Here is a 14795-nt window from a genome sequence, read left to right on the forward strand (position 1 = left end):
GCCCACGCCGCCAGGATTCCCTGGCCGTGGAGCCGGCGGGGACTAGTTGGGCAGGCGGACGGGCATCACCAGGTAGCGGTAGTCGTCCTGGTCTTCGCCATCGATATCAGCCTGGGCGGTGATCATCGCTGGCTTGGGCGCTGTGGTGAAGGAGAACCGGACGTACTTGGTTTCAATGACGCTCAGCCCTTCCACGAGATAGTGCGGGTTGAACGCAACCGTGATGTCTTCACCGGAGAGCTGCGCTTCAAGCTCTTCGGAGGCCTGGGCATCCTCGCCGGTGCCGGCGTCGAGGTGCAGCTGTCCGTCGGTGAACGCGAGGCGCACCGGAGTGTTGCGTTCGGCAACCAGCGACACGCGGCGCACGGCCTCGACCAGTTCCTGTGTCTGCACGGTGGCGTGGATGGGGGTGCTGTCGGGGAACAGCGAACGGATCTTGGGGTAGTCACCGTCCACCAGCAGGGAGGTGGTGGTGCGTCCGCCGCTTTCGAAGCCAATCAGGCGGCTGTCGTCATCCGCCAGGGCCAGGTTGATGTCGCCGCTGTTGCCCAGGGTCTTGGCGACCTCGTTGAGGGTCTTGGCCTTGACCAGGGCGCTGGTGGAGATTCCGGGAGTGACGGGCTTCCAGGGCACTTCACGCATGGCCAGCCGGTACCGGTCGGTGGCAAGGAGGGTGATGAGGTCGTCCTCGATCTCCATCCTGACGCCGGTCAGGATGGGCAGGGTGTCGTCCTTGCTGGCGGCGATGATCACCTGGGAAACGGCCTGTGCGAAGGCATCACCAGGGACGGTGCCGCTGATGGTGGGCAATGCCGGCAGGGGCGGGTACTCCGCTTCCGGCATGGTGGCCAGGTGGAAACTGCTGCGGCGGCAGGTGAGCGTGACTTTGTTGCCGTCGGTTTCGACTTCCACGGGTGCGGAAGGCAGGCTGCGGCAGATGTCGGCCAGGAGACGGCCCGATACCAGGATGGTTCCTTCGACGGCGATATCGGCCGGGATTTCAAGCCTTGCCGAGGTCTCGTAGTCAAAGCTCGAAAGGCTTACGGTGCCGGCTTCAGCCTTGAGGAGCAGGCCGGAAAGGACCGGTACGGGCGGCCGCGGAGACAACGACCGGGCTGTCCAGGTGACGGCTTCTGCCAGGACGTCCCGATCGACTCTGAACTTCACGGAAGGGTGCCGCCTTTCATTGCTGCTGCCATGTCTGAACCGGAAACTCCATCGTGGAGTTCCAAAAGTGGGTGCCCCAAACTCCTGAACCTGCATGGTCCGTGCTTGCTGAACCACAAAGAAACCCAGGGATGGGAGCGCTGCTGACAGCTTAGCCGGAAGATCCGGGATTAACCCATCCCCGGCAAGGATCCCGGCCCTCCGGGGCCGCCGGCCCCTGGCAGGTTCGTCGTGCGGATCGAGATTGTTGTTTGAGGGAATTCAATTTTTTGGGATTAGTAGTGTTAATAACTGCTGTGGAAACTGTGGATAACCCTGTTTCGCCGCAGGATCCGGCGGTTAAGCCCTGTTCATGGACTGTGGGCGACGCAGGTTTTAAACAGGGTGTGGATGGGGATAAGAATTTTGGCGGTTTCGCTGATCCACAGGCGGCTTAAGGGTTTTAAGCCCATTAACCGCACTTGTCCCCTTAACTGCCCACAGGGTTATCCACATGCACCTGTTAATAAGGTATAGAGGCGGCGGGTCAGGAGTCGCGCTGCTGCTGCTTGATCCGGTTTGTGAGCTCCGTGACCTGGTTGTAGATCACACGGCGCTCGGCCATCAGCTCGCGGATCTTGCGGTCCGCGTGGATCACGGTGGTGTGGTCGCGGCCGCCGAGCTCCTGGCCGATCTTGGGAAGCGACATGTCCGTGAGTTCACGGCAGAGGTACATGGCGATCTGGCGGGCGGTCACCAGGGTCCGGGTGCGTGACTTGCTGCAGAGTTCTTCCATGCTGAGCTTGAAGTACTCGGCCGTCTGCGTGAGGATCTGGCTGGAGGTGATCTCCTGGGCGCCGTCGTCGGTGATGAGGTCCTTAAGCACCATCTCGGCCAGGGCGACGTCGACGGGCTGGCGGTTCAGGCTGGCGAATGCCGTGACCCGGATGAGGGCGCCTTCAAGTTCGCGGATGTTGCTGGAGATCTTGGACGCGATGTATTCCAGCGCGTCGTCCGGGGCGGAGAGGCCTTCGCTGAGGGCCTTCTTTCGGAGAATGGCGATGCGGGTCTCCAGTTCGGGCGGCTGGATGTCGGTAAGCAGGCCCCACTCAAAGCGTGATTTCATCCGGTCCTCGAAACCCGCCAGGAGCTTGGGCGGCTGGTCCGAGGTGATGACAACCTGCTTGTTGTTGTTGTGCAGGGAATTGAACGTGTGGAAGAACTCCTCCAGCGTCCGGTCCTTGCCGGCCAGGAACTGGATGTCGTCGATCAGCAGCACATCAACATTGCGGTACGTGGTCTTGAAGCTGGCGCCCTCGTCGTCGCGGATGGAGTTGATGAAGTCGTTGGTGAATTCTTCGGAGTTCACGTACCGGACGCGGATGCCGCTGTAGAGGCGGCGGGCGTAGTGGCCGATGGCGTGCAGGAGGTGGGTTTTTCCCAGACCGGAGTCGCCGTAGATGAAGAGCGGGTTGTAGGCCTTGGCGGGCGCTTCGGCCACTGCCACCGCGGCCGCGTGGGCAAACCGGTTGGAGGAGCCGATGACGAAGGTGTCAAAGACGTATTTGGGGTTCAGCCGGCCGAATTCGTGGGAGGTGCTGGGCAGCATGGGCTGCGGCTTCTGCTCGATCAGCTGGTCCGAGCTGAAGGACGGTTCGACGACGAGCTCCGGCTCTTCATGGATGGGCACCAGATCGGTGTCGACATCGATGGCGCAGCGGATGTCTTCGGAGAAGACGTTGTGGAGGGCGTCGTCCAGGGCGTCCTTGACCTGCGTCTGCAGGACTTCGCGGGTGAGTTCGTTGGGAACGGCCACCAGCAGGGTGGAACCGATCAGGCCCTGGGCCTGGGCCAGGATGACGAAGCCCCGCTGCCGTGGTGAAACGCGGTCGTCCTGTTCCAGCAGGCTGACAACGCGCCGCCAGGAACTTCCGACAGTATTGGCGTGGTTGGCTTCGTCTACTGTCATCAATCAGTTCCTCAAAACTTGCTTTGCCTGCATTACCTGCAGCCCCAAGTCCGGAACCAGGATGCTGGTCCAGCTTCATCCACAGGGTTATGCACAGTCCGTGGATAATCGGCTACTGAGCCACTCTAGGGGATCAAAACGCCAGAAGATAGCTGGGAAGTAGCTTGTGGATAATTACACCGTTGTGGTTCTGAAACCGGGCCTGTGAGGCACTTCATCCACAGGCTGGTGGGGACGGTTAACCACAGCTGGGGACAAGGACCGCGCGCCGTCCCGGTTTGACTCAGGGGCTTAATTTGCCCTAACGTTGTGAAGTCCTTTGTGTCCGCTTTTTGGCCCCATCTGAATCTCTCAAACGCACCGCGTTCGAGCAGCCGGGGGAAGCGAGTGCACATACAAAACTTAGCGTCGGCCAGTTCTTCCCCTTTTTTGATCGGGTGGGCGCACCTTTGATCCACTGGAGTAACTAACGTGAGCAAGCGGACTTTTCAGCCGAATAACCGCCGTCGAGCCAAGAAGCACGGCTTCCGCCTTCGTATGCGTACCCGTGCCGGCCGTGCCATCCTGGCAGCCCGTCGTGGCAAGGGCCGCACCGAACTGTCGGCCTAAATAACTGACTCGTCGGTTTACATTTCTTTGCGAGTTTAAGGTGCTGGCCACCCGCAACCGTTTGAGGACTGCATCCGATTTTTCAACAACCGTACGTTCCGGTGTCCGCAATGGACGCCGGAACGTAGTGTTATATGCGGCAGCTATTGCTGCCGACGAACCCAGCCGGATCGGGTTCATCGTTTCCAAAGGTGTCGGGAACGCTGTGGTCAGGAACCTCGTTAAGAGGAGACTGAGGGAAGCCGGTGCTGCCTCGCTGCGCGAGTACGGCACAGGGTTCGCCATAGTGGTCCGGGCTCTGCCTGCGTCTGCGGCCGCGAGCTGGGATCAGTTGTCGGCAGACTATAACGCCGCGCTGGAATCGACCATGAGCCGGTTGGGCAGCCGCCTTCCGCGGGCTGCTGTTATCGGTTCAACCGGCACAACACAGGAAGGGACACAGCGTGCATAACGTGACTGCCGCCGTCGTCCATTTCCTCCAGCCTGTTGCCGTCACCCTGGGCAAGGCCGTCTGGAACCTGCCCCGCAATATCCTCATTCTGCTGCTTATGGCCTACCGCAAGGTGATTTCCCCCTTGTACGGCCAGGTATGCCGCTTTTTCCCTTCATGCTCGGCGTATGCCCTTGAAGCGATCACCGTCCATGGTGCCGTCAAGGGGAGCTGGCTTGCCGTCCGCCGCCTCGCGCGCTGCCACCCATGGAATGCCGGCGGTGTGGACCATGTCCCCGCCGGCCACCGGGAATGGCCTGAAAACCGGACCCCCACAATTGTTGTGCTGAACAACCCGGACAAGTACCTGGCTGCTCAGACTGATGGAGAAGGCCGCCTTGCGGCCTGACGAGTAGGGATATCGTATGGACTTCTTTGAAACAATCATGTTTCCGTTCAAGTGGCTGGTTTCCGTCATTATGGTGGGCTTCCATGACGGCCTGAGCGCCATTGGCCTGCCTGCCGCGAACGGCTGGACGTGGACGCTGTCCATCATCGGGCTGGTGCTGGTCATCCGTGCCGCCCTGATTCCCGTGTTCGTCAAGCAGATCAAGGCCCAGCGCGGCATGCAGCTGCTGCAGCCGGACCTGAAGAAGCTCCAGGACAAGTACAAGGGCAAGACCGACCAGCTGTCCCGCCAGGCCATGGCGCAGGAACAGATGGCCATGTACAAGAAGCACGGGACCAACCCGTTCTCGGCCTGCCTCCCCATGCTGATCCAGATGCCGTTCTTCTTTGCCCTGTTCCAGGTGCTTTCCGGTATCACCGCCGCGAAGGACCAGGGCAAGGGCATCGGAGCCATGAGCCATGAGCAGGTGGTTCAGTTCGACTCCTCGAGCATCTTCGGCGCTCCGCTGTCGGCCTCGCTGCTTCATGGCGGCGGCGGCAACCAGATGTCCGTGTGGATCCTGTCGATCGTCATGATCCTCGCGATGACGGCGTCGCAGTTCATCACGCAGAAGCAGATCATGGCCAAGAACATGTCCGAAGAGGCCATGGCCAGCCCGTTCATGCGCCAGCAGAAAATGATGCTCTACATCCTGCCGCTGGTATTCGGTGTGGGTGGCATCAACTTCCCCATCGGCGTGCTGATCTACTGGACTACCACCAACCTCTGGACCATGGGCCAGCAGTTCTTCGTCATCCGCCGCATGCCGACGCCGGGATCCCCCGCCGCCAAGGCACTGGCCGAACGCCGTGCCGCCAAGGGCCTGCCGGTCCTCCCCATTCTGGGAGGCAAGAAGGCGGACGCGGAAGCAGAGGCCGCCGCGGCAGCGGCAATCATCGAGGCCAAGGGCCAGCGCAACCAGCCACAGCGTAAGAACAGGAAGAAGAAGTAATGTCAGCCGAGAGCACCGAACACGCCCTTTCCGACGAGGTCACCGAAGATCGCGACGAGTCCGTGACTGATGCCACTTCCCCGAAAGGATCGGCTGCCAGCCGCCTTGAGGAAGAAGGCGATGTTGCCGCCGACTACCTGGAAGAACTCCTGGACATCGCCGATATCGATGGCGACATTGATATCGAAGTCCGCAACGGACGCACCTATATCTCCATCGTGGCCGAAGAGGAATCCGACAGCCTGGACAGCCTCGTGGGCGAAGACGGCGAGGTACTGGAGGCGCTTCAGGAACTGACCCGGCTTTCCGTCCTCTCCGCAACGGAGAACCGTTCACGGCTGGTGCTGGACATCAACGGCTACCGCCAGCAGCGTGCCGGGCACCTCCAGAAGATTGCGGAGGATGCAGCCGCCTCGGTCAAGGAGACCGGCAAGGCCGTGGCCCTCGAACCGATGAGCGCGTACGAACGCAAAATCGTTCACGACGCCGTTGCTGACCTTGGTCTGGTCAGTGAGTCCGAAGGTGAAGGCGCCGGCCGCCACATCGTTGTATCCGCTGACTAGAGAATTGCTGAACCGCTAATCATGGTTGACATCACGGCAGCTGAACTGCTGGCAGCGGAGAAGATCTTCGGTGACCGCCTGGACCTCGCCAAGCGCTATGTTGAGCACCTGGCCACCTCGGGGACCGAACGCGGGCTCATCGGCCCCCGTGAGATTCCCCGGTTATGGAGCCGGCACGTACTGAACTGCGCCGTCATTGAAAGCGAAATCGCCCACGGAAGCCACGTTGCCGACGTCGGAAGCGGCGCCGGTCTCCCCGGGCTGTGCCTTGCCATCGCGCGGCCCGACCTGGAACTTACCCTGATCGAGCCTCTCGAACGCAGAGTGATCTGGCTACAGGAAGTAGTGGACGACCTGGGTCTCAGCAACGTGACCGTCATGCGGTCCCGTGCGGAGCTCGCCGTGGGCCATGTGACTGCCGATGTAGTGACGGCCCGCGCGGTGTCAGCGCTGAGCAACTTGGCAGGACTCACTATCCCCTTGCTCGGCGGCAAGGGCGAAGTTGTGGCGATTAAGGGCCGCAGCGCAGCCGAGGAAATTGAAAAAGCTGCCAAGGTCATCAGGAAACTCGGCGGCGTGCAGACGTCCGTCGTTACCGTGGGTGAGCATCTCCTGGAGGAGCCCACCACCGTGGTCCGCATCGTTGTAAATAAGTCCCAAAAGATTGCCTAGCGCCGGGCCCCGGTAACCTTGGTCTACAGGGCTAAGCGGTTAGGCTAGACAACGGCAGCAAAAAGCTGAACGAGAGTGAGTGTGTCCCAGTGACCAGTAGCGAAGCCTCCACACAACGGATCCCCCCGTTTGTGTCTCTGGGGTCAGCACGATCAGTTGCTGGACCGGGACTTGCACCGGGTCGGGGCGGAATACACCCGAATCCGGTTGCAGACCTGGTGACCATGTCTGCTGTTTCACGTGAAACAGCCGTTTCGGGTAGAACTAACGTTTTCGACTCCATGGACGATTCCAGTCCGATTGCGCGCGAACTTGCCCATGAGACGAAGCGCAGGGAGCGTCTCCTGGGCCGCGAACTGCCCAAGCCCGAGAAGACCCGGATCTTCACGGTGTCGAACCAAAAAGGTGGGGTAGGCAAGACCACCACCACCGTGAACATTGCAGCAGCCCTGGCTGCGGCAGGCCTGAACGTCCTGGTCATCGACATCGATCCGCAGGGCAATGCCTCCACCGCACTCGGTGTTGAACACCATGCCGACGTTGACAGCATCTATGACGTCCTGATCAACGATTTCCCACTGGCGGATGTCGTGGCACCGTGCCCGGATATCAGCAACCTGATCTGTGCACCGGCCACCATCCACCTTGCAGGCGCGGAAATTGAGCTTGTCTCCCTGGTGGCCCGCGAGCAGCGGCTCCGCCGGGCCATTGATGTGTATTCCAAGGCCCGGGCGAAGAACGGCGAAGAGCGCCTGGACTACATCTTCATTGACTGCCCGCCCAGCCTCGGATTGCTCACGGTAAACGCCTTCTGCGCTGCCGGCGAGGTACTGATCCCCATTCAGTGTGAGTACTACGCCCTTGAGGGCCTGAGCCAGCTGCTTAAGAACATCGAGATGATCCAAAAGCACCTGAATGCTGACCTGGAAGTCTCCACCATTCTCCTGACCATGTACGACGGCCGGACCAACCTGGCTGCCCAAGTAGCTGCCGAAGTCCGCCAGCACTTCCCGGACCAGGTACTTGGTGCAGTGGTGCCACGCTCCGTCCGGATTTCGGAAGCGCCAAGCTACCAGCAAACTGTGATGACCTACGATCCTTCCTCCAGTGGAGCCCTGTCTTACCTGGAAGCCGCAGCTGAAATTGCTGAGCGCTAGAATCTTCGAAAACTGCAACAACCGGAGTCGGGCTATGCCCAGCTCTACCACTGGAGGGATTTATCCATGAGCGAAAAGCGACGGGGCTTAGGCCGCGGTCTTGGCGCACTCATTCCAAGTTCCGCCTCTGGCAACGCGTCGGGCAACGGGGCTGCAGTCTCGCGTCCCGTGGATCTCTTCTTTCCGGAGGGCCGCAAGAAGGTCACCTCGGTTGAGGATGATGCTGACCGGACTACGTCCGACAATTCGTCTGCGGTAGCCGCGCCCGCTGCCCCGGCATCCAAGGCTGAGCCCTCCTCCAATGCCAAGGCACCGGCTGTTTCCAAGACCGCGCCCAAGACAACTGTGCAAGCCTCCGCTAAGACTGAGGACCAGCCTGCAGCTTCGAAGACACCGGCAAAGCCACGCGCTGCTGCCACGAAGACGTCATCCGCCGCTGAGAAGGTTGCGGCAGAGGAACCAACGGCTGTAGGTGCTGAAGATACCGCTCCAGCCGACAACGGCGTCGACCTTGTAGAAGTACCCGGTGCACGGTTCGCCGAAATCCCGGTGATGGACATCCACCCGAACCGCAAGCAGCCGCGTTCAGTCTTCGATGAAGATGACATGGCCGAGCTGATCCACTCTGTTCGTGAAATAGGCGTCCTCCAGCCAATTGTGGTCCGTACATCAACCGAAACCGGTGGTGAACCCTACGAACTTGTCATGGGTGAGCGCAGGTGGCGGGCAGTCCAGGCTGCTGGACTGGAAACCATCCCCGCGATCGTCCGCGACACCACAGATGACGACCTCCTCCGCGACGCGTTGCTGGAAAACCTGCACCGCAGCCAGCTGAACCCGCTGGAAGAGGCAGCGGCCTACCAGCAGCTTCTCGAAGATTTTGGCACCACCCACGAGCAGCTCGCGGACCGCATTGGCCGGTCCCGCCCCCAGGTGTCCAATACGTTGCGACTCCTCAAGTTGCCGCCGCTTGTACAGCGGCGTGTGGCGGCAAGTGTTTTGTCAGCAGGCCACGCGCGGGCGCTGCTTGCACTGCCCGACGCGGCAGCGATGGAACGCCTGGCACAGAAGATCGTGGCCGAGGGAATGTCGGTCCGGGCCACTGAAGAAGCAGTCACGCTGTACCAAGACCCGACGAAACCGGCCAAGAACAACATCCCGCGTCCCGGGGCCCGCCATGAACGTCTGGATTACCTGGCTTCGTCGCTCTCCGACCGTCTGGATACAAACGTCAAGATCTCGCTGGGCGTTCGCAAGGGGCGGGTCAGCATTGAGTTTGCCAGCGTTGAAGACCTGAACAGGATTATGGAAGTCTTGGCTCCCGGTCAGGACAGCTAAAAGTATTCACAACGAGGGGCCTGTTTCACGTGAAACAGGCCCCTCGTTTTTTGGCTCTATCGCCCATCCGCTGCCTCCAGCGGATAGGGACGAGGGAACCAGCCGTCGATCGGTACATTTGCGGTCCCACCAGGATGACTTATGCCTCGGATGCTGACGGCTGGAAAACACTGGAGCTTGATTCTTGGACCTGCTGCAGTGCGCAGGTGCTCGTTGCTATCCTTGCAGCGCTGGCCGCCCGCACCTATTTCCTCGCGGGACGTCCTGAATGAGCTCCTAGCGGGTTTGCTGCACTCCCCGGCGCTGTACTTTCGGCCGTTTTTGCGGTGCCTTTGAAACCAGAATCACAGAAACCAATCATTTTGCCGATGTGACCCCGGCCTTTCAGATACTTCCAGGGATCAGACAGCGGACTGTTTGTTGGGCGGCGTGGGAGCACCGCGAGAGCCGGTCTTCTCGCCGCAAAGGTGAGGTTTGCGTTCCGCAAGCAGATGCAGACGGCTCACACCGCGTTTTGTGCCAGGTGGGGCTCGTTTGGTTCTGGGAAAGCAATCGAAAATGCCACGCTCTTCGCACAGCCCAAGGGACTGCGAGCGATTGTCAAGCAGCAACTGTTTTGGATACCGCTTCACGTGAAACCTGGTCGGATGGTCTCCAACCACGAAACGGGCGCGGTCCGTCAATCAAAGTGGGGTGGTCTGCAGACTGAGCGGGAAAGCGACTTGCAGTGTCGGAGCGGTTCCTTCCATCGCACCCGCGTATACCAATGGAATTGAGAGATTATCTGGCATAGGCCTTTGAGCACTAGGCGTGCCAGGGATCGTTTCACGTGAAACACTCTCAAAGAGTCCCCCGGTGAGGCGGCGCACTTTGCACGTGGTCAACCGGCTTTATGTGGACTAAGACTTAGACAGGAAGTGCCTTTTTGTATTGGCGGACCGGGCCTGCCGCTCCACTGCAGGCTCACGCTCAGCCGGTTTGGATTCGAATCTGGCGAAGTCTAGGAGGCGCCGGTTACCCCGGCAGCTTGTAGGTTTGGTTGGCAGAACATCCAGGCTTCTTCATTTCCGTACCAATGTCGCGCCAAGTAGTGCGCCACGCTGCAAGAGGAACAAAGTCCTTACTGAGTAGACCGCACGATTGTTTCACGTGAAACAGGACCATCGCATCAGTCGTGTGTGTAGGCCAGGAACGATACAGGGGCACGACACAGCCAAGGGTGCAGATAAGCCAACTGGGGAATGCCGTGGCTAAAGCCGGACCTCCTCATCGCTTGAGTAACCACGGTTTGCTGCCGGGTCCGGGTCGTGCTCGAAAACTGAGTGCCCGGAGCATTCGTCCGCTTCGGTCACAGGCGTTCCCTGGTGCTCAAGCTCTGAGACGGTTAGGAGGCCAGCCAAGCCGCTGCGTTGCTGCTGGCAGGGCTTTTACCGGCCTGCAGGATGAGTGTCCATTACTGGCCGCTCAGAGCCACGCCCCGGCCGCACAGAGGCTGGTCTGGCGGAGAGGGATGGTTCCAGCGGCTTCGCTCCCTGTTGGACATCGGAATCTTTGGGCTGCCGAATCGGCAGGGAATACATTGACGGATCGTCGAAGTTCTGAGTTCCCATTCCAGGTCTCGTTGGGGTTTGAATGCAGTTGCCATCGGACCACCACCACCCGGACCATCGCCGCGTGCATTGGGATGACAAGCTAGCCGCCGTTCGACTGGTGCGTGGAGCCGCGCGGATCTGACCTGTTGGATAGGCAGGACACCCACTACCTTCAGAGGAGTGCGGGTGTAGCGCGCGTCATTCCGGAAGTTCGTTTCACCGTTGGGTCAAGACTCGGCCTGTTCTGAGGAACGAGGGATCATGTTTTGGCTATCGAGATAGATCCGGGTGTGGTGGTCATTCCGCCGGGCCGAGGGTCCCGTTGCTTTCAGTGGGGCGTGTTGAGAACCAAGGCCATTCATCATTAGTAACGGCTCTCCCTGTGCTCCCCCATTCTGTTCGGCGCATGCATGTCGGTCTCTCGACGGTGCCCGGCCGGCCACGACGCTCGCTCACGAGAGAGCCACTCTGGGTCAGGAGGCGGGGCCGGATGTGGGAGACACGGGGCAGCACGCAGCGGACGGTATGGCGACGGTCCGGACTGTCCTTCGCTTCGGACGTGTGACGCTTGGTGGTTTGGGTGACGTTGGGTTTGTGTGGCTGTCCCCGGCCACGTCCTATTGGTGATGGTGCAGCCTCCTGGACATCACGCCTGAACGTTCCGCCACATCGTCTGGTCCGACCTCGTTTGTTGACTCGCAGTGCCTGGCAGTCAGTAAGGGCCAAGTGCACCGTGGTTCACGTCGATTACCGAGCATGTCGAATGTTTGGGAGAGACTGGACGGCGCACATGGGTCCCCGGGTTTGTCGGGGATGGAGGGGACGCGGAAGAAGTGACTGCCCTCCTAGACCTGGTGACGATCCCTTCGGTGTGGCAGTAAATCTGCTAAAGAGCGTGTTTCGGGCAACGTCCCAGCGGGCATCGATGACGGCTCGGGCGGGCAGGTACCTGTGCATTGTCCGGTGGATATCGCTGTGGATAACTTTGTGGAAAACGGTCGGGCTTGAGCGCCTGATCAGCGCTAACTCCAACAGTCCCCCGCCGCCGCCTGGAGCGCGGTGGGGTGTGTCAACGAGCCTGGCGGTGTCGTGTTTCACGTGAAACACGCTCCCGTAGATGCGCTGTGCACGATATCGTCCAAGATTCCCGTATTTCAGCTGATTTTCGACCCTCACGAACTCCTTGGGCTACATCCAACTGTGCCCTTGAGATCATCGGGCGGCATCGACAGGATCCGTAACAACTATCCGGCCCATCGGGATCCTGTACCCGATCGGCGTGTGATTAATTTCTCAGAAACGAGCGTGTGCATAAGCCTGTGGATATCGTTGTGGATAAGCTCTGGGGATAAGCTGGCGGGCTGTTGACAAACTAGGTCGTCGTTCTGAGAAGGGATTCATTTCGTTCCGTAACTTCGACGAGAATCGTCCATGTTTGCACCTCCTCCTTCGGCCGGGTTGGCCATCGAGACTGTTGAACATACAGTGAGGGGCGGACTCGTCCGCCGGCTCGAAGGTGCGCGATGAACTGAAGGCCAGACCTCGGGGCCCTCAACTAGTGGCCCACGAGGTGATGGTCGGTCCCAGTAAAATCAGGTCCCATCTGGGGATGGTGTGAACTCGTGGACCGTTTGGCTGCCTGGCCTTCGGATTGGAGGCACAGTCGCGGCTGATTCCCCGCGCGGATGACCCCGCTAGCTACAAGCACTCCAAGACCTCTATTACGGTGACCGGCGCTGTACGTCGGGCTGGCGATCTGGTCTGGCCCAAGGACCGGTTGGTCGATTCTACGCAGGAGCGAACGCGCCAGGACCTGACGTGTCGGTGACGTCAACCCACAGTTGGGGCTGGTTCCCAGGGGTGAATTGCGACTAGACGGAAATGCCGTTGGACCATGGTGTCGGTGGCCTCAAACGCCGTTGGCGTATCTTCAGTTGCTACTAATCGGTTCCTACGTGGGGCAGACGTGTTTCACGTGAAACATATTTATGGTCTTGAGTACTTGGCCAACTGTGGATGGGTCGACGCGTTTGGCCGGTCCGGGCTGGGCCGGGCTGGGCTTTGCTGGACGACGTGGCGCCAGTGTCTAGGGTCGCGGTGGCGCTTGCCCGTACCCGTGCAGCCGGAGCTCCACCGGTTTTGCGTGTGCGTCCCGGGATCGCCGCGGCACAGCTTTTCCGACAACAATGCACTCGCGAACCCTCGCAGGGAATTGCTCGGCACACGCTGTGCTGCTCTCTGAAACCTCACCTCTCCCTGCCACTTCTGGACCTACCCCTGCCACTGCGGACGTCCGCCAGGACGCCTGCTGGATCGCGAGTGTTTCACGTGAAACGAAGCCGTCAGAAACTGCTGGCTCCCCTTCCCCGGCCGGTGGGGTCGGACCACGAACCGGCGCCGGCGATCCGTTCCAGAGCATAAGCATTCCCAACAGGGGCCCGGGCCATGAAGGGAGATCATGCAAGGAACGTGCAGGTTGCCTGTCAGTTCTCGTCGCCTGCCAGTTCTCCATGGCAACGGGAGTCACCGATCCACTTCCTTCCGCCCGTGCATGCCGCAGCTGAGAACGCATGGGTTTGGTCTTTGTGTTGGTTCTCGCCACGTCTGTTCTCCATAGCGTGCTTTCGCGCTGAATGCACGGCAGGTCCCGCTGCCCTGGTCGGATGGCGTGAGGCAGAGGCAGGGTTGCATTCGACATTGATAGGTGATCGGGAGGGTGGATCGTATCGAGAAGGGGCAGCGTCGAGTCCGGAATGACGAAGTCATAGGAGGCCGTGCAACGTCGGTAGAAGAGGCCAGAGCCTTGGCAAAAGAAGCCGGAGCCCAGGAATCCGAGTTGCCTGCTGTTACTGGTTCGTGCGTTTCACCTATGCCTGGATACATGCGGGCGGGCCAGGTTCAAGTAGTGGCGTACATTCAGCTGCACTCCCATGTGTAGGTGACATTTAGGTTGTTTGGACCATCATGGTGAATAGAGCTCTAAGGACTGGGACTGCTGTGTTCACGTTCGGGGTCGGAGACAGGCTGGCACCATCACCAATCGTCCGCTGGCGGTGATGGATTCTTGGTCAATCTATTCTTTCAGACTGACTTCGTCGTGGATCTCGTGAGCAGTTGAAGGCCCGAATTGGATCTGATGAGGAATGAAGGCTCGAAAGCCTGTTAGACATACATCGCCCAGTCGTGGTCAGTTCTTGGTTTCACGTGAAACATTGAGCCAACTGGCGGGGCATCCGGCGTCGTGGCTGTTCTACGCGTATGGGAGTACATGTTTCACGTGAAACAGAGCAGCCCGGCAGCACCCGGTTTCAGGAAGACAGCCGTGCCTCGTTCGTCAGTGCGTACCAGGTCCGCTGCTGGGAGTGGATACCGCGCCGGCTTCCCGGGGAGGGGCTGAGCCTTTGCTCTTCACGGCGATGATTGGGCGCCGTTCTGTCCAGCGAAAAGGTGGAGGCGGCTCATAGTCAGCGGGCTGACTGCAGCCGGTCCGAGGACAGCATTGACCGAGTGCAGCATTTGAAGGATTTCGAGGAATGCGAGCCACCACTGTTCCGTTGATAGGGCCAACAATTGTGCCGGCCTGTATTCGGGGCCATGCGGCCAATCCACCCCTTGCAAGACAATGTAAAGAACCGGCGGCAGGGGGCACCACCTCGAACCCGTGCGTGGCCATCTCTACGGAAGGCGCGGGCCGAGCAACATGCCTGGCACAGCAGATGGAAGCGATCCGGTTTTTAGGCAAGCCCGCCACTGACCGTTTTGGAGCCCACGATGCTAATGAACTGCTATCTGTAGTTGCTTCATCCGTGGATGCTTGTGAATTGAGGAAACGAAAACATGTTTCACGTGAAACACCACCCGGCGGAAGCAACCAACTCGGACGCAGACCCATTCCGCGTCGACGGACCGCAAGGAATCA

At 60.1% G+C, this 14795-nt stretch carries 10 protein-coding genes; 8 read left to right on the plus strand and 2 right to left on the minus strand.

The genetic code is table 11. From position 1 onward, the window contains the following. Positions 1 to 42 precede the first annotated feature (42 nt). Complete coding sequence (dnaN, locus tag J2X42_RS06090) at positions 43 to 1167, minus strand: DNA polymerase III subunit beta (RefSeq protein ID WP_131132035.1); 1125 nt, start codon at positions 1165 to 1167, stop codon at positions 43 to 45. 526 nt (positions 1168 to 1693) lie between these two features. Then, complete coding sequence (gene dnaA, locus J2X42_RS06095) at positions 1694 to 3115, minus strand: chromosomal replication initiator protein DnaA (RefSeq protein WP_310163251.1); 1422 nt, start codon at positions 3113 to 3115, stop codon at positions 1694 to 1696. A 471-nt stretch (positions 3116 to 3586) separates the two neighbouring features. Here dnaA and rpmH point away from each other — a divergent pair, with 471 nt between their 5' ends. The 8 genes from rpmH to J2X42_RS06135 all read left to right on the plus strand — a co-directional run bounded on the left by rpmH (position 3587) and on the right by J2X42_RS06135 (position 9284). Continuing rightward, positions 3587 to 3724 (plus strand): 50S ribosomal protein L34, encoded by a 138-nt coding sequence (gene rpmH / locus J2X42_RS06100; protein WP_003800212.1) that lies wholly within the window; start codon positions 3587 to 3589, stop codon positions 3722 to 3724. A gap of 40 nt (positions 3725 to 3764) precedes the next feature. Further along, on the plus strand, positions 3765 to 4175 hold the full coding sequence (gene rnpA, locus J2X42_RS06105; RefSeq protein WP_131132033.1) for a ribonuclease P protein component: 411 nt from the start codon (positions 3765 to 3767) through the stop codon (positions 4173 to 4175). Beyond that, the gene (gene yidD, locus J2X42_RS06110) at positions 4168 to 4563 is read left to right on the plus strand and encodes a membrane protein insertion efficiency factor YidD (protein WP_310163254.1); all 396 of its coding nucleotides are present in this window, start codon (positions 4168 to 4170) and stop codon (positions 4561 to 4563) included. The genes rnpA and yidD overlap by 8 nt, the downstream gene beginning before the upstream one ends. 16 nt (positions 4564 to 4579) lie before the next feature. Then, positions 4580 to 5554: a membrane protein insertase YidC gene (gene yidC / locus J2X42_RS06115; RefSeq protein WP_310163256.1), complete on the plus strand. Its 975-nt coding sequence runs from the start codon at positions 4580 to 4582 to the stop codon at positions 5552 to 5554. Then, positions 5554 to 6117, plus strand: a complete 564-nt coding sequence (locus J2X42_RS06120; RefSeq protein ID WP_310163258.1) for a R3H domain-containing nucleic acid-binding protein — start codon at positions 5554 to 5556, stop codon at positions 6115 to 6117. The genes yidC and J2X42_RS06120 overlap by 1 nt, the downstream gene beginning before the upstream one ends. Positions 6118 to 6138: 21 nt before the next feature. Further along, entirely contained in the window at positions 6139 to 6789 is a 651-nt protein-coding gene (rsmG, locus tag J2X42_RS06125; protein WP_310163260.1) for a 16S rRNA (guanine(527)-N(7))-methyltransferase RsmG, read from the plus strand. Between the two features lie 89 nt (positions 6790 to 6878). Beyond that, positions 6879 to 7946: a ParA family protein gene (locus J2X42_RS06130; RefSeq protein WP_310163262.1), complete on the plus strand. Its 1068-nt coding sequence runs from the start codon at positions 6879 to 6881 to the stop codon at positions 7944 to 7946. A 66-nt stretch (positions 7947 to 8012) separates the two neighbouring features. Beyond that, on the plus strand, positions 8013 to 9284 hold the full coding sequence (locus tag J2X42_RS06135; RefSeq protein WP_310163264.1) for a ParB/RepB/Spo0J family partition protein: 1272 nt from the start codon (positions 8013 to 8015) through the stop codon (positions 9282 to 9284). The last annotated feature ends 5511 nt before the right edge of the window (positions 9285 to 14795 follow it).

Origin of the sequence: Arthrobacter sp. BE255 (assembly GCF_031457335.1) — a bacterium.
GTDB lineage: Bacteria > Actinomycetota > Actinomycetes > Actinomycetales > Micrococcaceae > Arthrobacter.